The 17,504-nt window shown below is 56.5% G+C and carries 18 protein-coding genes; 12 read left to right on the top strand and 6 right to left on the bottom strand.

Annotated features, from left to right (window positions below; genetic code table 11):
• Window positions 1–52: 52 nt before the first annotated feature.
• Window positions 53–718: a DUF2161 domain-containing phosphodiesterase gene (locus tag M2418_RS18615; protein WP_259148448.1), complete on the bottom strand. Its 666-nt coding sequence runs from the start codon at window positions 716–718 to the stop codon at window positions 53–55.
• 292 nt (window positions 719–1,010) lie between these two features.
• Window positions 1,011–1,241 (bottom strand): 30S ribosomal protein S21, encoded by a 231-nt coding sequence (rpsU, locus tag M2418_RS18620; RefSeq protein ID WP_192490802.1) that lies wholly within the window; start codon window positions 1,239–1,241, stop codon window positions 1,011–1,013.
• A 372-nt stretch (window positions 1,242–1,613) separates the two neighbouring features.
• Between rpsU and M2418_RS18625 the strand changes: the two genes are divergently transcribed.
• The 4 genes from M2418_RS18625 (at window position 1,614) to M2418_RS18640 (ending at window position 5,817) form a co-directional block, all read left to right on the top strand.
• Entirely contained in the window at window positions 1,614–2,558 is a 945-nt protein-coding gene (locus M2418_RS18625) for an aldo/keto reductase (RefSeq protein ID WP_259148451.1), read from the top strand.
• A 203-nt stretch (window positions 2,559–2,761) separates the two neighbouring features.
• Complete coding sequence (locus tag M2418_RS18630; RefSeq protein ID WP_259148453.1) at window positions 2,762–3,094, top strand: hypothetical protein; 333 nt, start codon at window positions 2,762–2,764, stop codon at window positions 3,092–3,094.
• Between the two features lie 118 nt (window positions 3,095–3,212).
• Window positions 3,213–4,730 (top strand): DegQ family serine endoprotease, encoded by a 1,518-nt coding sequence (locus tag M2418_RS18635; RefSeq protein ID WP_259148455.1) that lies wholly within the window; start codon window positions 3,213–3,215, stop codon window positions 4,728–4,730.
• 325 nt (window positions 4,731–5,055) lie between these two features.
• Window positions 5,056–5,817 carry a siderophore-interacting protein gene (locus tag M2418_RS18640; RefSeq protein WP_259148457.1) on the top strand — a complete coding sequence of 254 codons (762 nt, stop codon included), beginning with the start codon at window positions 5,056–5,058 and terminating at the stop codon, window positions 5,815–5,817.
• Between the two features lie 131 nt (window positions 5,818–5,948).
• Here M2418_RS18640 and M2418_RS18645 read toward each other — a convergent pair whose 3' ends face one another.
• Window positions 5,949–6,560, bottom strand: coding sequence for a CDP-alcohol phosphatidyltransferase family protein (locus tag M2418_RS18645; RefSeq protein ID WP_259148459.1), 612 nt, complete (start codon window positions 6,558–6,560; stop codon window positions 5,949–5,951).
• Between the two features lie 119 nt (window positions 6,561–6,679).
• Here M2418_RS18645 and M2418_RS18650 point away from each other — a divergent pair, with 119 nt between their 5' ends.
• Genes M2418_RS18650 through M2418_RS18670 form a run of 5 tightly spaced genes read left to right on the top strand, consistent with a single transcriptional unit; the run spans window position 6,680 to window position 11,771 of the window.
• The gene (locus M2418_RS18650) at window positions 6,680–8,416 is read left to right on the top strand and encodes a bifunctional alpha/beta hydrolase/class I SAM-dependent methyltransferase (protein ID WP_259148460.1); all 1,737 of its coding nucleotides are present in this window, start codon (window positions 6,680–6,682) and stop codon (window positions 8,414–8,416) included.
• 7 nt (window positions 8,417–8,423) lie between these two features.
• Window positions 8,424–9,758, top strand: coding sequence for a phosphatase PAP2/dual specificity phosphatase family protein (locus tag M2418_RS18655; protein WP_259148462.1), 1,335 nt, complete (start codon window positions 8,424–8,426; stop codon window positions 9,756–9,758).
• Window positions 9,755–10,192 carry a hypothetical protein gene (locus M2418_RS18660; protein ID WP_259148464.1) on the top strand — a complete coding sequence of 146 codons (438 nt, stop codon included), beginning with the start codon at window positions 9,755–9,757 and terminating at the stop codon, window positions 10,190–10,192. Before M2418_RS18655 ends, M2418_RS18660 begins: the two co-directional genes overlap by 4 nt.
• Window positions 10,189–10,842: a lysophospholipid acyltransferase family protein gene (locus M2418_RS18665; RefSeq protein WP_259148466.1), complete on the top strand. Its 654-nt coding sequence runs from the start codon at window positions 10,189–10,191 to the stop codon at window positions 10,840–10,842. Before M2418_RS18660 ends, M2418_RS18665 begins: the two co-directional genes overlap by 4 nt.
• Window positions 10,839–11,771, top strand: a complete 933-nt coding sequence (locus M2418_RS18670; RefSeq protein ID WP_259148468.1) for a phosphatidate cytidylyltransferase — start codon at window positions 10,839–10,841, stop codon at window positions 11,769–11,771. The genes M2418_RS18665 and M2418_RS18670 overlap by 4 nt, the downstream gene beginning before the upstream one ends.
• A 42-nt stretch (window positions 11,772–11,813) precedes the next feature.
• On the opposite strand, the gene M2418_RS18675 is transcribed toward M2418_RS18670, so the two are convergent.
• The 3 genes from M2418_RS18675 to M2418_RS18685 all read right to left on the bottom strand — a co-directional run bounded on the left by M2418_RS18675 (window position 11,814) and on the right by M2418_RS18685 (window position 14,003).
• A complete protein-coding gene (locus M2418_RS18675) occupies window positions 11,814–12,278 on the bottom strand; it encodes a heme-degrading domain-containing protein (protein ID WP_259148470.1) in 465 nt (154 codons plus the stop codon).
• A 160-nt stretch (window positions 12,279–12,438) separates the two neighbouring features.
• Window positions 12,439–13,065: a GDSL-type esterase/lipase family protein gene (locus tag M2418_RS18680; protein WP_259148472.1), complete on the bottom strand. Its 627-nt coding sequence runs from the start codon at window positions 13,063–13,065 to the stop codon at window positions 12,439–12,441.
• A 26-nt stretch (window positions 13,066–13,091) separates the two neighbouring features.
• Window positions 13,092–14,003: a 2-dehydro-3-deoxygalactonokinase gene (locus tag M2418_RS18685; protein ID WP_259148482.1), complete on the bottom strand. Its 912-nt coding sequence runs from the start codon at window positions 14,001–14,003 to the stop codon at window positions 13,092–13,094.
• A gap of 117 nt (window positions 14,004–14,120) precedes the next feature.
• Here M2418_RS18685 and M2418_RS18690 point away from each other — a divergent pair, with 117 nt between their 5' ends.
• The 3 genes from M2418_RS18690 to M2418_RS18700 are packed head-to-tail and all read left to right on the top strand — an operon-like array spanning window position 14,121 to window position 17,486.
• The gene (locus tag M2418_RS18690) at window positions 14,121–15,029 is read left to right on the top strand and encodes a dihydrodipicolinate synthase family protein (RefSeq protein ID WP_259148483.1); all 909 of its coding nucleotides are present in this window, start codon (window positions 14,121–14,123) and stop codon (window positions 15,027–15,029) included.
• Entirely contained in the window at window positions 15,026–16,192 is a 1,167-nt protein-coding gene (locus M2418_RS18695) for a mandelate racemase/muconate lactonizing enzyme family protein (RefSeq protein ID WP_259148485.1), read from the top strand. Before M2418_RS18690 ends, M2418_RS18695 begins: the two co-directional genes overlap by 4 nt.
• A gap of 22 nt (window positions 16,193–16,214) precedes the next feature.
• Window positions 16,215–17,486, top strand: a complete 1,272-nt coding sequence (locus M2418_RS18700) for a sugar ABC transporter substrate-binding protein (protein ID WP_259148487.1) — start codon at window positions 16,215–16,217, stop codon at window positions 17,484–17,486.
• The last annotated feature ends 18 nt before the right edge of the window (window positions 17,487–17,504 follow it).

The raw sequence follows: 17,504 nt of genomic DNA on the forward strand, positions 1-17,504 counted from the left end.
TCCGCTGGCCGGTACGATGCCTATCTCGTTGTATTCGGCACAGCGAGGCGTTCTATTGCTTGTCGGGGGTGTTCTGCGGCCAGCGTATAAGCGCGTCGCGGCCAGCATCTGTCAGACCGTAAATCCCTCGTTCCAGCCGCTCAAACCATCCATAAACATTTGAAAGCAATATCTTTCCTGCGTCCGGGACTGATGTCGTGACATCACGAACACGCAACGGTCCTGCAGCCAGAGCGGCCGCGCAACCGAGTGCCTGTTGGCGATAGGCTGTCATGACAGGTTGGCGTGTGCTGCCGCCGAGTGCAGGATCACCCCGCCTGTTGCGGTGTTCGCGCATCAACCGGGAGCGTCGTTTCGGATTGGTGCGCGGCATCGGGGTAACCGAGCCGACGATAACGCTGACATCGCCTGCATCGGAAACACCGAGCATGCCAATCCCAAGCCTGCGGCAAAGATCTCTGTAACGTTTGTCCGCTTCGCGCCCTCTGCCTTTGGCTGAAATCCGAGCCGCAATCCACACCTCGTCAGAAACCGCGGCGCGGTCAACGGCCTGTAAGATAAGTTCAAGATTGAAGGAAAGTTTCAGCTCACAAACCACGACGATGGTCGGATCACTATCGCTGAGGCCAACGAGATCGCAGCCACCAATTTCGCCTTTCACGGCGTAACCTGCCTGTTCGAGAAAGTCTTTTACGGGCAGATAAAGGGAGGTTTCCATAGGACTGCTGTTAGATGTGGAGAATCGCATCACAAGCTACAGTGATTGCTCGCCTGCGTCACCACAGGCGCAGGCAACAAATATCCACACGACGATCCGAAAGAATGGATGCCGTTAGAATATCTGGCGAACTTTGCAGACAGAAATGCCGTCGTTAGAAAACAGCCCCCGTCACTCAGCGTGCCGGAACAACTGATATTGATCGAAAGATCCCATATCGAAGGCCACGACGAAAAGACGGGCTGTTTTCACAGCCCGTCAATCCAATCGATACCACGACGTGTCGCAGTAATTATCTGGTCTTCTTTGGCTTCGAAGGCAGAAGGCCTTCGCGCTGCAGCTGCTTGCGAGCGAGCTTGCGCTGACGGCTTACAGCTTCAGCCTTTTCACGAGCCTTCTTGATAGATGGCTTTTCAAAAGCTTCACGCAGACGCATTTCGCGGAAAATGCCTTCACGCTGCAGTTTCTTCTTGAGAACTCGAAGCGCCTGATCGACATTATTGTCGCGCACTAATACTTGCATTTGCCCCTCTTGAGCTAAAAATCGAAAATCGTGCGCCACCATACTCATTTTCGCGGCGATTCCAAGATCGATAACAGCTTTCTTTTGGCATTTTTTTCAAAGAATCGGACGAATTTTGCAGTTATTGTCATGGTTGACCGGTAAAAATGGAATCCGACCCGTCACCCTGACGGAATCACGTCACTAGGAAGGTCCCCAAATCCGACAATTTACGTGTGAAATAGTCCAGTCAATGGAATCGCTATCGCTCGTAACTGAAGAACCCGAAATGCACGCGACATGATCACGCTGAAGTTCGTTGACGAATCTACTGATAACATGTCCAAATCCTCTCAACTTACGGCTACCCACCTGATTGATTGAATGCCCTACATGATCCGCAAACGCCGACTTGGTAACACATCGCTGGAACTCAGTGAACTGGGTTATGGCTGTGCCGCCATCGGCGGCATGTATAGAAGTGTCAATCGAGCAGAGGCCACGGAAGCGCTGACAGCCGCCTGGGAGGCGGGGATCCGCTATTTTGATACCGCGCCCGGTTACGGCGTCGGCATATCAGAGCGCATTGTCGGTGACTTCCTTCGCGACATCCGACCCGATGACTATGTGCTGTCCACCAAGGTCGGCAAACTTCTAAAGCCCGCCAAGTCGGCTGCGACAGGCCCTATGCCCTTCGAGATCACGTTCGACTATAGTTATGACGGCATCATGCGGTCCTACGAGTTCAGCTTGGCCCGGCTTGGCCTCGCCAAGATTGATCTGCTGCTTGTCGACGACCTCGATCCACAAACGCTCGGTTTGCTGGAATACCGCAGGCATTTCCCAAAATTTCTCGATAGCGGCATAAAAGCCATGGAGGAGTTGCGATCCAGCGGCGACATCGCTGCATTTGGGTTGGGTGTCAGTGATGTTGGGGCATGCATTGATATCATGCAGAGAGTGAAGCTTGACTGCCTGCTTATCAACGGCCGCTATACACTCCTTGATCGCACAGTCGGCACGCGTGTTCTCGGCATGTGCAGACAGTCCGCCACACCACTGATCGTCGGCAGCCTGTTCAACTCTGGTACTCTCGTTCGCCCCACTGGGAATATGGACGAGATCGATTTCATCGCAAATCGCGCGCGCGAGGTTGCCGCATCAGCGGACGTAGACATTGCATCCGCTGCAACGCAGTTTCCGTTGAGAGACGAGCTTGTGACGTCTGCGATTTTGGGAAGCGCACGTCCGTCCCGCATTCGCGCGGCGATTGCCGGATTGTCCGATACGATACCGGAGACGGTGTGGACGCAGTTCTCGTCATCCGCCAAGAACTGAGACGCTGTGACCACCCCTCGACAGCAGGGCTCTCGTAAATCCGCGACAAACTCCAGCATAAAAGCCATTTCATTCGGCTTGGAATTTCAAGCAAAACTTACCAACCTTTAATCCGGCGGATATCCAACGGTAATCCACACTCGTCTAATGTCTATCCCATGGTCGCGAAACAAGGCGTCGACCATTCAAAAAGGATCAGGACCATGACGACTAGATTACACACATTCGTCACCACCGGACTGGTCGCCTTGACGATTGCTGGTTCAGCGTTCGCCACCGCCTCCCAGGCCGAAGCACGCAATAATTTCGGCCGCGGTCTCGTTGCGGGTATCGCGGGCGCTATGATTGGTGGGGCGTTGCTTGCCAACGGCCATCACGCGTCGGGTTATGGCCCGCCAGCCTACGCAGTAGTGCCATATGGGCCTCCTCCCGGCCCCTATGGCGCGCCAATATATGCCTCACATTATCCCGCCTGCCATGTTGTTTGGCGACAGAACGCCTGGGGTGACATGTACCGCGCCCGCGTTTGCGATTAGGCGCGCAAAACCTTCCGTTGAAACCGTACCGCGACACAATCCGAACCCGCCAGAGCCCTTCGCCCTGGCGATGGGAAGCCATTGCCTGTCCCGGTGTTAAAAGAGAGTGAGAATGATCATGTCGAATATCCTTCACAGAAATCGCGTCCTCGCCCTGCTCGGGGCCGCCATTATCGCGGTGCCATTGGCAACACCGGTCATCCTCGGCAGCAATACTGCTTTCGCAGCACCGTCCTCCGCCCCGGCAGTCAGCGGTATCGTTGCACCGGCAGGCTCTTTTGCCTCCATCGTTTCTGCAGACAAGCCTGCCGTCGTTACCGTCACCACAACGATGAAGACCGAATCCGTCGCTTCGGGCGAAACCTCACCTTTTGGTGAAAACTCGCCCTTCAACGATCAATTCAAGCAGTTCTTCGGGCAGCGCGGCATGCCAATGCCACAGCAGCGTCAGTCGCAGCGTTCCCAGGCCCTCGGCTCAGGCTTTGTCATCTCGTCGGATGGCTACATCGTTACCAATAACCACGTGATCGACAATGCCATCGACATCAAGGTCACTCTCGATGATGGTACGGAACTGCCAGCAAAGTTGATCGGGGCTGATCCAAAGTCGGACCTTGCGGTCCTGAAGATCGAGTCTAAGACGCCACTCGCCACCGTGTCATGGGGTGATTCCGACAAATTGAAGCTTGGGGATCAGATCTTAGCGATCGGTAATCCGTTCGGCATCGGCACGACGGTCACTGCGGGTATCGTCTCGGCACGCGGTCGTGACCTGCATTCTGGCCCTTATGACGACTTCATCCAGATCGATGCACCAATCAACCACGGTAACTCTGGTGGTCCTCTTGTGAATAGCGACGGCAGTGTCGTCGGCGTCAACACGGCGATCTACTCACCAAACGGAGGTAGTGTCGGCGTCGGTTTCGCCATCCCTTCGGATCAGGCCCAGCGGGTCGTGGCAAAGCTGATGAAGGACGGCTCTATTGAGCACGGCTTTATCGGCGTGCAGATCCAACCAGTGTCTGCCGATATTGCCAATGCAATTGGGCTCGAAAAGTCTGAAGGCGCGCTGGTGGCCAGCGTGAACGATGACACCCCTGCTGCGAAGGCTGGCGTCCAGGTCGGTGACGTGATCACAGCCCTTGGTGGTCAGGCCATTTCTTCACCACGCGACCTGTCGCGTATGGTTGCAGACATGACCCCTGGCTCGAAGGAAAACCTGACGGTATGGCGGCAGGGTGCCAGCAAGAACCTGCAATTGACGATCGGCCAGAACAGCCAGGACCAACAACAGGCTTCGACCGATCAGGACAAGGGTGGCCCTGCAGCGCAAAAGCTTCCCACCATTGGCATTGGCCTTGCCGATGTTAATGATCAGGTCCGTCAGGCCCTTAACCTGCCAGAACATGAAACTGGTGCCGTCGTTGCAAGCGTCGCACCTGACAAGCCGGCAGCGGAAGCTGGCCTGCAGGCAGGCGACCTGATCCTCTCGGTTAATCAGCATGCGGTCAAGACAGCCCAGGAAGCCAAGATGGCCGTGGCAACTGCTGGCAAGACAGGCAGAAAGGCCGTTCTGTTGCTCATCCAGCGCGGCAGCGACCAGAGCTTTGTGACCGTTCCGTTCGCAGTCGGTTGATCATAAAACTAATGAAACCGGCCGTGTACTCTTCGGGTGCAAGGCCGGTTTTACGTGGGGATATTTCCGGTAAAAAATCCGAAGGCTGCCTATCCGCATGAGAGTATCGACCAGGCCATCAAATGCCGGCAGAAGGAAAGTTTGGAGACAACCAGACTCTTGCAAATCGCAGCCCACCGCCCTAATTAAACAGAATACTGCCAAGGTTCCTTGGCACGTAAGCGTTAACGTAACTCAACGCGCATGATCAAAACGGGCTTCCCGGTTCTGATCTGCGCGGCTGTGTCCTGCAGATCGATCCGTCGGCCTCTGAAAGGGATACATTTTGACAACCGACGTATTTACTTCTTCTCCGAAAATTGACCGTATTCGTCACGAACTAAAGCGACGTGATCTCACCGTCATCGCCAAAGACAATATCACTCCGGCGATGCTGCGCATCACGCTGAAGGGCGATGACGCTTCGGACTTCGTCAGCCTCGGAGCCGACGACCACATCAAGATCTTCATTCCGACATCAGGCGGCGCCCCTGAACGCCGCGACTACACGCCGAGGCGTTACGATACGTCGTCACGCACTGTCGTCATTGATTTTGCCATCCATGAAGCAGGTCCCGCGACCCAATGGGCACTGAATGCCAAGATCGGTGACGTCTTGTCCATTGGCGGCCCCAAGGGCTCTGCGGTCGTTTCGCCAGACATCATCAACTGGTTGCTGGTTGGCGACGAAACAGCGCTCCCGGCAATTGGCCGCCGCATAGAGGAAGCCCTGCCGGGCCAACGGATTTCTGCGGTCATTGCAATTACCGGACCTGAGGAAAAGCAAGACTTTACCTCAAAGGCAGAGGTGAACATCCATTGGGTTTACCGGCCACTCAGCGATGCCGCCAAGGCGGACCTGCTGCTTCAAGCACTTGAACAGATCGAAATCGCGCCGCACACCTTTGTCTGGGTTGCTGCCGAAGCGTCAGTGACGCGTGACGTGCGTCGCTATCTCGTTGAACAGCGCGGGCATGCCCTACCGTGGACCAAGGCCTCCGGCTACTGGGTCAAAGGCATGGCGGACGCTCATGAAAAATTCGAGTGACATCCTGTAATGCACCAGAACTTGCTCACCATGAAAAGCCGTCAGTCACCCAGCCTGTGCTGGTGACTGACGAATGTCTGATTACGCTTAAGGAAAGTCGCAGGCGTGCCGTTTTCGCGGCACCCACGATCTCAGATATCTGATGTATCCCGATCTGGCAGGCCAGTCCGCACCCGGTTGACCACCGTCCAGATCAACAGCACACAGGCCATCGGCTGGAGGTGCCACATCCACTCAGGAAGCGTATCGAACATCGCCACCAGCAGACCAATTGCCCCAAACAACAGTGCACGGTCGCTTTTTCCCATCGGCCCTTCGTAGTTTCGTCCCTTGCCATGGGCGACACCCAGCACACCGGCAAACTCCGTCAGCACCGAGAGGAAAACAATGGTCGCAATCCATGGGAGCGAGAAGGGCGCGACCAATGCAAACGGAATGTACAGTGCTGCGTCCGACACCACATCTGTAATTTCATTGAGGTAGCCACCGAGGGCAGATTGCTGCCCATGCTCACGCGCCAGCATGCCGTCGACGGCATTAAAGGCCATGCGCAGAAACATCCACAGTGGCACCAGTGCAAACAGCCCCGGCAGCGGCTGAACCAGCAACAACGCACCGATTGCAACGGAAACAAGTGCCGCACCCACGGTCACCTGATTGGCTGTTACCCCTGATGCCGCCAGCCGTCCGACAAGCGGGCGAAGGACGGCCTGAAACGAAGATTTCAGTTTGTAGATCGACATGAAAGCCCGAATCCGATTGAGTGCATCCACACATGCAGGCGCAAGTTGATGAAATCAACTGGAAATTTTGGAAATCATCCTTATAGAGTCCAGTTCAGTCAAGTGGGAGTGACAACGGCATGATCAAATCAGAGTTTGCGAGCCATGACGGCATGGAGCTTTTCTACCGTTACTGGCTGGCACGCTCCGGCACTGCCAAGGGTGCAATCGTGCTTCTCCATCGCGGCCACGAACATGGGGGCAGAGTAGCCCATCTTTCCGAAGAGCTTGGTCTTGATGACTTCGCTTTCTATGCCTGGGACGCGCGCGGCCACGGAAATTCTCCCGGTGAACGCGGTCACTCGCCATCCTTCGCGCACTCTGTACGTGATCTCGATTGTTTCGTCCGTCATATTTGCGAGACCGGCGGTTTTGCCATCGATCAGATTGCCGTTGTCGCGCAGAGTGTTGGTGCGGTGCTCGCAGCGACCTGGGTACATGATTATGCGCCCAATATCCGCGCACTGGTGCTGGCGTCCCCGGCATTCGACGTCAAACTTTATGTTCCCTTTGCAAAGGAAGGCATTGCACTTTGGCAGAAGCTGAAAGGCACCTTCTTCGTCAATTCCTATGTCAAGGCACGTTTCCTGACGCATGATCCTGAGCGTATTGCATCATTCGAAAGCGATCCGCAGATTACCCGCCCCATCGCGTCCAACATTTTGCTGGAGCTTTACGAGGCGGCCGACAGGGTAGTCTCCGACGCCCGCGCTATTACCGTACCGACGCAGTTGCTCATTTCCGGCAGTGATTTCGTTGTGCGACACGCGCCTCAGCATCGTTTTTTTGAGAATCTCGGTAGCACCATCAAGGAACGCCATGTGCTGCCAGGCTTTTATCACGACACGCTCGGCGAGTTACACCGGGTCAAGGCATTGGAAAAGATCAATGCGTTCATCACGGCACGTTTCGATGAAACGCCAGTCGTTGCAGATCTTCGCAAAGCACATCTCTCCGGTTACAGCCGCGATGAAGCTGACCGATTGGCAACGCCGCTGTCACTAACGACACCGCGTGGTCTCTACTGGGCTTTGACGCGCGCCTCGATCCGGTTTGGCGGTCTGTTTTCAAACGGCATCAAGACGGGTGTTCGCACCGGCTTCGATTCCGGCTCGACGCTTGATTACATCTATGAAGACGATGCCCGAGGCCTTGGCCCCGGCGGTCGGCTGATCGATCGCCAGTTTCTCAATGCCATCGGCTGGCGTGGTATCCGGCAACGCAAGTTGCATTTGCAAGAGTTAATTGGCAAGGCATTCGCCCGCCTCAAGGCAGAGGGCAAGCCTGTGCGCGTGCTCGACATCGCGGCCGGTCACGGACGTTACATTCTGGATGCGGTGGCAGCGTCAGATGTGCGACCGGACAGTATCCGCCTGCAGGACTACTCACCGATCAATGTCGAAAAGGGTGGCACACTGATTGCCGAGCGTGGCCTGAGTGATATCGCCTCGTTCCACCGCGCCGATGCCTTCGATACGGCGGGATTGGCCGCGATTGAGCCGAAGCCGACACTTGCCGTGGTTTCCGGCCTCTACGAATTGTTCCCTGACAATGATGCCATCGAAGCCTCGCTTCACGGCCTTTCGCAGGCGCTGGAACCGGGATCGCTGCTGCTTTACACCGGCCAGCCCTGGCACCCGCAGCTAGAGATGATTGCGCGGGCGCTGACCTCTCATCGTGGTGGCGAAGCCTGGATCATGCGTCGCCGCACGCAGCAGGAAATGGATCAACTTGTCGCGGCCGCCGGTTTCCGCAAGATTGAGCAGCGCATCGACAAGTGGGGCATTTTCACCGTGTCGCTGGCCGAACGTATCTGAGGGCGGCATGGAGGAGGGGGTTACATCGGTTCCCGAGGGAACACGCAGCGCGGTTCTGCGACGGGCAGCCCTGTGGCTCGCTTTCCTCGCTCCGTTCTTTTATCTCACCTACGGCCTAGCGAACTGGCAGGCATCGCTGCGTGCAGACGTGCCGAACCTGGCATTTGCCTGGGAAAAACACATTCCCTTCATTGCCTGGTCAATCGTACCTTATTGGTCGATCAACGCATTTTATGCGTTGTCTCTGTTTGTCAACGACACACCGGACGACGTCAGCCAATTGGCGCGTCGTTATCTCACCGCACAGATCATAGCCGTTGTCTGCTTCCTGTTATTCCCGCTACAGGCAATTTTTGTCCGGCCTGAAACTCATGGCTTGCCGGGTTTCATGTTCGATGTTCTCGGTGGCTTCGACAAACCGTTCAATCAGGCACCCTCGCTTCACATTGCCCTTCTGGTGATCATCTGGGATCACTGGCGTGCCCGTTTAAAGGGTCCGGTTCTCGGTATTTGGCAGGTCTGGTGCCTGCTGATCGGCATATCGGTGCTGACCACCTGGCAACATCATCTGATCGACATCCCGACAGGAGCACTGCTCGGTCTGTTTGCCCTCTGGCTGTTTCCGGCGCAAAAAACGTCACCAATCGCCACCTTCCATTTAACCGGTGATCGAAGGGCGAGACGACTGGCAGTGGCCTATGCGTTGGGTGCCGTATTGTTTCTTCTGATCGCAGTCCTTTCGTTGCGCAATTCCGGCGCAGGCCTGTTGTGGTTGTGGCCGAGTGTTGCGCTGGCACTGGTAGCGATCGGTTACGCCGGTGCGGGACCACAGGTCTTTCAAAAGGATGGCAACGGCGTAACCAGCCTTGCGAGCCGTTGGCTGCTTTGGCCCTATCGCCTCGGAGCAAAGGTGAACCGCTGGTGGTGGACGCGCAAGCTACCGGCTGCGGTCGAGGTCGCGGATAGAGTGTTTCTCGGACGTGCACCTGATCGAAAAGAGCTTGCCGCCTATTCTTCTGTTGTCGATATGACCGCAGAATTTCCAGCCCGTTGCGTTCCCGGCCTCAACTGGCATTCCATTCCATCACTCGACCTGCTGGCCCTGACGCCAGAAAGCATCCGTGCCGGAGCGCTGGCCGTTGATGACGCTCGCCGGAACGGACCCGTGCTCGTCTGCTGCGCGCTCGGTTTTCAGCGCAGTGCTGCCGTCGTCGCGTGTTGGCTTGTACGGTCAGGCCGCGCGACAAATGCCAAAGCGGCGGCAGACCACCTGATGACGCTTGGTCGGACGGTTCATTTGAAACAGGCAACCTATGCGGCAATCGATGAGGCGGCACGATGAGTGACTGGAAAACGGCCACAATGCGTATGGCCCGACGGTTGCGGCGTAATGGCATCAGCGGTGGTCTGATCGCACTTTTGCTGGTCGCCGTCGCACCGGTCACAGCAGGGGCACACGGTTTTACCGCAGCCCTTGGATGGTGGCTGCTGTTGGCTTTCTGCCTTGCCCCGATCGCACTGGCCGTCCATCTTCTCTTCGACGCTCGTCTCTTTCATCTGGCCGCATCTCATGAGAGTGAAGCGGAAGCACTCGCCGCTATCGATGACGTTTTGGCCCGTATGAGGCTTCGGGCGAGGACCGCCGTTCCAGCACCGCTATTGCAACGGTTTTCCGGATGCCGTCGCCTCATTCTGTTGCAATGGTCGACCCTTGCCATTGCGATTTTGCTCTATGGCATTCTTATGCTTGATGCCGTCGATGGAGTTGCGACATGAGCGGCAGTGCATCTCTGCTTCAGATCGTCTCCGGGTCGATGCTCGCTGTGCTTGCGCGGGCGGTGACCGGGGTCCGGCCTATCTGGGCCGGATCAGCACCGAATGGTGGTCAGCGCATCTATTTTGCCAATCACGCAAGTCATGGCGATTTCATTCTCGTCGCAACGTGCCTGACACCATCCGAGCGTAGCCGGACAGCGGCGGTGGCCGGTGCCGACTACTGGAGCGCAGGGCATGTGCGCCGTTTCATCTCCCGCCGCTTGCTGCGAACGGTGCTTGTCGAGCGCAACTGGGTGGAACGAACGGCTGACCCCATGCAGGTGATGCTGGATGCGCTCGACGCCGGTGAATCACTGATCTTTTTCCCTGAAGGCACCCGCAATATGACAGAGGAACCCTTGCTGCGGTTTCGCTCCGGCTTGTACAACCTCGCGGTCGCCCGACCGGGTGTCGAACTTGTTCCCTGCTGGATTGAAAACATGTCCCGCGTTCTACCCAAGGGGGCTCTCCTTCCCGTCCCGCTGTTATGCCGCACCGTTTTTGGTGCGCCGGTGACGCTCAAAGAGGGCGAAGACCGCAAAGAATTTCTCGAGCGCGCCCGGCGAGCCCTTCTATCCCTTGCCCCGCGAAAAGATGGAAATAACGGATGAGCGACGACACCACGCGCCTTTTTCTCGGTCTGATCGGGGTGCTAGTCACCGCGAGCGTCATTGCCGGTGTGTTGTCCTGGCGCAGCCCCAAACCGCTGCCATCGACACTGGACAATCTCAATGCGCGTATCAAGGCGTGGTGGATCATGGTCGCCGGCATCAGCTTCGCGTTTCTGTTTGGGAAACGCGGGGTCCTTTTGCTTTTTGCTTTCGTTTCCTTCGCATCGCTGCGGGAATATGTAACGCTGACCAAGACGCGCCACGCCGACCGCTGGACATTGCTTGGCATGTTCTTGATCATTGTGCCTACGCAATATTATCTGATCTGGATCGATTGGTACGGACTCTATTCGATCTTTATTCCGGTCTACTGCTTCCTTGCCATGCCAGCGATTACGGCGATGCGCGGCGACACGTCCCGCTTTCTCGAGCGGGTCAGCGAACAGCAATGGGGTGTGATGCTGTCGGTCTATTGCCTCAGCCATGTTCCGGCGCTGGTCACGCTACCCATTCCCGGCAATGAAGGGCGTGGGCTGTTGCTCATCGCCTTTCTGATTGCCACAGTGCAAGGCAGCGATGTGCTGCAATATATCTTTGGCAAATTGTTTGGTCGTCACAAGGTGGCGCCCAGCATCTCGCCATCCAAAACCTGGGAAGGGCTGATTGGCGGCATCGCCAGCGCGTCTCTTATGGGGGCAGGGCTGTTCTGGCTCACCCCGTTTTCACCACTGGAAGCCGGATTCCTGGCCGCACTGTCCTGCGTCATGGGCTTTTTCGGTGGCCTTGTTGCCTCCGCCATCAAGCGGGATCGCGGCGTCAAGGACTGGGGCCATATGATCGAAGGCCACGGCGGCATGCTGGACCGGGCAGACAGCCTGGTTTTTGCAGCGCCAGTCTTCTTCCACATTGTTCGCTACGCCTGGACTTGAGTTTCAAGTCCAGCAGCGTATTTGCGCGGCGAATTGTGCAGCCTATAAAAGCTCAGCGACGCATTCGGCCGCCAGCCTATGATCTTCAACGTCAGGGAGACCGCTTACCGCGACCGAGCCAACGAACAGGCCGCCTTTCAGGAAAAGCGGGACAGCACCACCAGACGGTGCGAAATCCAGAACAGGCAATGCAAACCGTTCATTGAGGTTGTAGCCCTTCTCTTCAGCCAATATCCGCATGTAGAGAGAGCTTTTTTGAAACCGGTGGACAACCGCACATTTACGGCGTGCCCAATTGAAATTATCGATCGTTGCTCCAGGCAGAAGACATGCAAACACCACGTCGTTGCCATGCCGAACCTCGATTGCGATGGGCAAGCCGGCAGCGGCTGCGCGCTCGCGAATTTTTGCGCCAAGTTGCCAGGCAACGTCATAGTCAAAATGTGAAAGCTGCAGTTTTTCCTGTTCATCAAGAAGTTCTGAAAGCGTTGGCGCAAGCAAGCTCATTAAATTACCTTCAGTCAGATTTTCGGTCATGCATGGCACACGCGCTGTGGCTGCTGGCACGAATAGTGGCGCGAGTTTGAGGGCAAAGCAAGCATGCCTCACGGCATACTTGCAGTTACCCACCTGCCGACCGCTTGGCAACGGGTTGCGCCTGTTCGGGTCAGCCCAGCAAACCCGACGTTTTCCTGAGAAATGTCGACCAAACGGCGTAACCGGCAGCATTCATGTGAACGAGATCGGGAAGGTAGTAGCGAAACATCGGCAACCTGTTTTCGCCAATCAGGCCGACGCTTGGATCTAGCCAGCTGGCATTGCCATCCGTTTCACACCACTGACGGGCCAGCTGGTTGAACAAGTCAAATTCATCGCGATAAATCCAGCGGGCCGGACTGTGTTTGATGGCAAAAACAAAAACCTTGGCCTCCGGCAAAGTCTTTGAAATAGCCTCTCGCAATGTCTTTAAATGGCCAAGAGTTGTCTGGGCTGTCAAGCCATCGCTGGCAATGTCATTTTCGCCAAAATACAGGGCAATCCGGCGTGGCTTCAGAGGCGTCAGGAGTTGGTCCATGTAGTGAATGCCGGAAAGATATGTTCCACCACCGAACCCCAGATTGACGACATCCAGTGAGCCGAGGTCTTCGGTGATCGAACTCCAGATCCGGAACGATGACGAACCGTAAAAGGCAATCGGATTATCAGGCAGGCCGATACGCTCCAGCCGAGCCAGCGTTGTGATGATATCGTTTTCGTGACGGCCTGTGCCGATACTGGGCGGAAAATCATACATGGGGTTTCTCCTGGACTGTTGCGGCTCTAAGAAAGTGAATGTTTGAGAACATTCAACGCCCCGCGAACAAGAACGTCATCTGCACCGAGGTCAATTTCCAGATCGAATTTTCTGGCTGCGGCCAGATAGAGGTCGTTCAATCCGTCATTGCCAACAATGGTTGCCTTGTCGCCCGGCGAATACCAGCCCGCATCGCAGGCCTGCCGGAACTCCTGACCAATGACCATGCCATGAACGTAGGATCGCAACTGATCGGGTGACAGCTTGCCAGCCAATCCGCCCGTTCGCGATGAAAACAGCAGTGAGAGCATGGCGCGCGAGTTTTTCGCCTCCTCAAGGCCCTGGTCAAAAGCGGCCGGATCATCAATGGGCGGCTGGGTGGCACCTCGGGCGATGAAGGAATGGTTGATCAACAGCGCGAAGACCTCGCCAGTCACGAAGGTTTGAAAACCGGCGATCTTGCCCGCCTTGACGCTTGCCCATTTGCTGTGAGTGCCCGGAATGATGATGGTTGCATCAGCGCCTAGCCCATGCCCAACGATCTGCGTCTCTTCCCCGCGCATCACATCCGGAAAAGGACGACGGGCCGGATCAGTCAATCCCGGCAGGAAAACCAGGTCCGACCCATTCGGCAACTGTCGTTTTGTGCTGCCGGCGGCCAGGTCTGCAGGTCCTGCTGGGCAGGGCACGTAGGGAATTTCCACCCAGCCGTTGCGGCTGGTGATCATACCGAGCGCAGCGACCGGGATCGCACCATGGGTCGAGAACCAGGGCGCCAGAGCCCCCATCAATGCACCCTCATGTTCGCCCTTCTGAAGGGACGAGATGCCCTGTGCGGTTTCCAACTGGTCCAGTTGTTCACCATTGGCGTCCACCAGCGCAGCTCTCAGTGATGTGGTTCCCCAATCGACGATGATCGATGCGGTTTGTTCTGCCATGTCGTGAGCCTCCTCGCTCATTTTCATCTGAGGGCTTGTCATAAGAGTTTTGCGCATGTAGTGTCAATTAGTGAATTCAAAGTATCAATATGTGAGACTTCAATGGGAGGTGAGGAAATGGCGACTGGTCTGAAGGGCATACTGCCCGTTCTGCCAACACCGTTTTTGAAGAGCGGCGAGGTTGATAAGGCAGGCATGTCACGACTGGTGCAATTTGCACTTGAACAGGGCGTGGACGGCGTGGTTTTTCCCGGCTTTGCCAGCGAGGTTGAGAACCTCAGCGCTGACGAACGTGCCGAGCTTCTGGCAGTGGTTGTTAAGGAGGCCGCAGGGCGGGTCCCTGTAGTGGCTGGTGCCAGTGCCGCTGATTGGCGCGAAGTGGTGGAGCACGGCCGGGTGGCCGCCAGCCACGGTATCCGCCATCTGATGGTACAGCCGCCGAAATCGGTAGGCACCGATGCCCCGGCATTGATCGAATTTCTTGGCCATGTACTAGACGCACTGCCAGAGATCGAAATCATCCTGCAGAATGCGCCTGCGCCACGCGGTTCAGACCTGTCACCCCATGCGATTGTCGAGATTATTCGTGCTTTGCCGCGTGTTGCTTACGTCAAGGAAGAAACATTGCCGGCCGGCCCGGCAATCAGCCACATCATCGCAAACGCCCCTGACAGCCTGAAAGGTGTGATCGGCGGCGGCGGCGCACGCTATATCCTGGATGAATATGCCCGCGGTGCAACCGCTGCCATGCCAGCTCTCGAGATTGCCGGCGAACATGTGGCAATCGACCGGGCACTGGTTGCCGGCAAACACAACGAGGCGCGGGCGATCTATGTTCGCACCCTGCCGCTTCTGGTCTTGCAGGCAGTCTACCGTATGCGATTGACCAAACATGTGCTGGCCCGTCGCGGCATCATCGACGGTGTCGGAGTGCGTGCTCCGACCCCTGATCTCGACGCGGCGGCGATTGCCGATATCGATGCCAATCTTGTTGAACTCGGTCTTCTCTCCGCGGAGGCCGCATGAGCAGCCCGGTCGCATCCATCGAGGTTTTTACCCTGACCCAACCCCGTAAAGTGCCTTATCTGGGCGCTTTAAGGGAAGGTGAGGTGGTCAATCCCAACGGCTACATCGTACGCAAAGGAAACCGCACGGTTTACCCAACCTTTGACCGCAGCCTGCTTGTGCGCATGACCACCCAAAATGGGGTGGTTGGCTGGGGCGAAACCTATGGCATTGTTGCACCAGGTGCTGTGGCCGCACTGATCAATGATCTGCTAGCCGGTTTTGTCATCGGCCGCGACGCCTCTGATCCGTCCGCAATCTATGACGATCTCTATGACATGATGCGGGCGCGTGGTTACACCGGTGGCTTTTATGTCGATGCACTGGCGGCCCTCGATATTGCTCTGTGGGATATAGCCGGTCAGGAAGCGGGTAAATCCGTCCGTGATATGCTGGGCGGTGGCGTAGACGATTTTCCGGCTTATGTTTCGGGCCTGCCGGAAAAGACGCTGCAGGCACGCGGCGACCTGGCAAAATACTGGCAAGATCGCGGCTTTGACGCCTTCAAATTTGCGACACCGGTGGCCGATGATGGCCCGGCCGCAGAAATGGAAAACCTGCGCAAGGTTTTGGGGCCGCAGGCAAAAATCGCCGCCGACATGCATTGGAACCAGACACCGGAACGGGCGCTGGAGCTGATCGCAGACATGGCGCCGTTTGATCCATGGTTCGCCGAAGCGCCAGTCTGGACCGAAGATATTGCCGGGCTGGAAAAAGTATCCAAAGGCACCGACATCCCGATAGCCGTCGGGGAGGAGTGGCGCACCCATTGGGACATGCGCGCCCGCATCGAGCGATGCCGCATCGCCATTGTACAGCCGGAAATGGGCCATAAGGGCATCACCAACTTTGTTCGCATCGGCGCCCTTGCGACCGAACATGGCATTGACGTGATCCCGCACGCAACAGTGGGCGCCGGTATCTTTCTGGCGGCAAGTCTGCAGGCGTCTTCAACATTGAAGACGCTTAAAGGCCACGAATTCCAGCATTCGATTTTCGAGCCGAACCGTCGCCTCCTTTCAGGTGAGATGGATTGCCGCGAAGGTCGTTATTACCTGCCCTCCGGGCCAGGGCTCGGGGTAAAGCCGTCGGAGGCGGCGATCAGTATGCTTGAACGTATCTGAATTGGTTCTTTGGGAGGAAGCCATGAACAAGACAATGAAAAGACTGGCGCTCGGCGCCGCGACCACAGCTTTGGTGACCATTGGCAGCCTTGCGCCTGCCATGGCCGACACGGTGCTGAAATTCATTTCCTGGCAAACCGATGATGCCGGCACCGGTGAGTGGTGGCACTCGGCCATTGCAGAATTTGAAAAACAGCATCCCGGCGTGAAGATCGAATTCACCAAGGCCGAGCGCAGTTCCTACGCTGATACGATGACGACGCTGTTTGCGGCCAACCAGCCGCCACAGATCGTGCATCTCGCATCCTTCGAATTCCAGATGTTTGCCGATAGCGGCTGGCTGGAGCCACTCGATCCCTGGCTCGAAAAGGACGGCATCGACATGACCGGCTGGGCCGGTCAGAAAACTTGTGAATGGAACGGTGAAACCGTCTGCATCATGACCAACTACTTCGGTTTCGTGATGGCGTACAACAAGAAGATTCTCGATGAGGCCGGCATTGCGGTGCCAAAGACTTATGATGAATTCTTTGCCGCTGCCAAGGCAACCACCAAGGATCTCAATGGTGACGGTATCATCGACCAGTTCGGTACGGGTCATGAAACCAAGGGTGGCCCGGGCCAATATCTCACCGAGATGCTGAACTACATCATCGATGCCGGTGCCTATTGGACTGACAAGGACGGCAATATCACCATTGATACGCCTGAAATGGCCGAGGGTCTGACACGGTGGAAAACCGTGATGAAAAGCGGCATCAGCCCGGTCGATATGAGTGCCAGCGATGTGCGCAAGCTTTTTGCCGATGGAAAAATGGCCATGCGTCTGGATGGACCATGGCTTTACGGCACCACCGAAAAAGGTTCGGCCAAGAACGACATCGTTTATGCTGTACCACCGCTGACACCGCCGCTCGGTGGCTCATCCAACGTGCTGGCCATGCCATCAGACATTCCCGATGACCAGAAACAACTGGTCTGGGATTTCATCAAGCTGACGATGACACCTGAATTCCAGCGCACCTATGCGACGCTAGGCGGCAACACGCCGCCAAGCCCTAAGGCTGATGTGTCTGGCGTTGAAAAGACCATTCCGCATTTCCCGGTTCTTCTGGAAACGATGAAGGCTGCATCCGAGAAGGGTATCGACCGCGTACCGATCGGGCTTGAGCTCTATTACAACGAGTTCAGCAAGATGGTGATGGAAGAGACCCAACGGATGATCATTCAGGACCTAGACCCTGCGGAAGTCGCAAAGACCATGCAGGCCAAGGCGGAAAGCATCAAGGGCTAACCCTTTTAGGGGCCATGG

The sequence above is a fragment of the Rhizobium sp. BIGb0125 genome (assembly GCF_024810055.1).
Classification (GTDB): domain Bacteria; phylum Pseudomonadota; class Alphaproteobacteria; order Rhizobiales; family Rhizobiaceae; genus Agrobacterium.

Excerpts from the sequence above, each read along its gene's own strand:
- M2418_RS18615 (WP_259148448.1), bottom strand. The coding sequence starts at position 718 with ATGGAAACCTCCCTTTATCTGCCCGTAAAAGACTTTCTCGAACAGGCA.
- rpsU (WP_192490802.1), bottom strand. The coding sequence starts at position 1,241 with ATGCAAGTATTAGTGCGCGACAATAATGTCGATCAGGCGCTTCGAGTT.
- M2418_RS18625 (WP_259148451.1), top strand. The coding sequence starts at position 1,614 with ATGATCCGCAAACGCCGACTTGGTAACACATCGCTGGAACTCAGTGAA.
- M2418_RS18630 (WP_259148453.1), top strand. The coding sequence starts at position 2,762 with ATGACGACTAGATTACACACATTCGTCACCACCGGACTGGTCGCCTTG.
- M2418_RS18635 (WP_259148455.1), top strand. The coding sequence starts at position 3,213 with ATGTCGAATATCCTTCACAGAAATCGCGTCCTCGCCCTGCTCGGGGCC.
- M2418_RS18645 (WP_259148459.1), bottom strand. The coding sequence starts at position 6,560 with ATGTCGATCTACAAACTGAAATCTTCGTTTCAGGCCGTCCTTCGCCCG.
- M2418_RS18650 (WP_259148460.1), top strand. The coding sequence starts at position 6,680 with ATGATCAAATCAGAGTTTGCGAGCCATGACGGCATGGAGCTTTTCTAC.
- M2418_RS18655 (WP_259148462.1), top strand. The coding sequence starts at position 8,424 with ATGGAGGAGGGGGTTACATCGGTTCCCGAGGGAACACGCAGCGCGGTT.
- M2418_RS18660 (WP_259148464.1), top strand. The coding sequence starts at position 9,755 with ATGAGTGACTGGAAAACGGCCACAATGCGTATGGCCCGACGGTTGCGG.
- M2418_RS18665 (WP_259148466.1), top strand. The coding sequence starts at position 10,189 with ATGAGCGGCAGTGCATCTCTGCTTCAGATCGTCTCCGGGTCGATGCTC.
- M2418_RS18670 (WP_259148468.1), top strand. The coding sequence starts at position 10,839 with ATGAGCGACGACACCACGCGCCTTTTTCTCGGTCTGATCGGGGTGCTA.
- M2418_RS18675 (WP_259148470.1), bottom strand. The coding sequence starts at position 12,278 with ATGAGCTTGCTTGCGCCAACGCTTTCAGAACTTCTTGATGAACAGGAA.
- M2418_RS18680 (WP_259148472.1), bottom strand. The coding sequence starts at position 13,065 with ATGTATGATTTTCCGCCCAGTATCGGCACAGGCCGTCACGAAAACGAT.
- M2418_RS18685 (WP_259148482.1), bottom strand. The coding sequence starts at position 14,003 with ATGGCAGAACAAACCGCATCGATCATCGTCGATTGGGGAACCACATCA.
- M2418_RS18690 (WP_259148483.1), top strand. The coding sequence starts at position 14,121 with ATGGCGACTGGTCTGAAGGGCATACTGCCCGTTCTGCCAACACCGTTT.
- M2418_RS18695 (WP_259148485.1), top strand. The coding sequence starts at position 15,026 with ATGAGCAGCCCGGTCGCATCCATCGAGGTTTTTACCCTGACCCAACCC.
- M2418_RS18700 (WP_259148487.1), top strand. The coding sequence starts at position 16,215 with ATGAACAAGACAATGAAAAGACTGGCGCTCGGCGCCGCGACCACAGCT.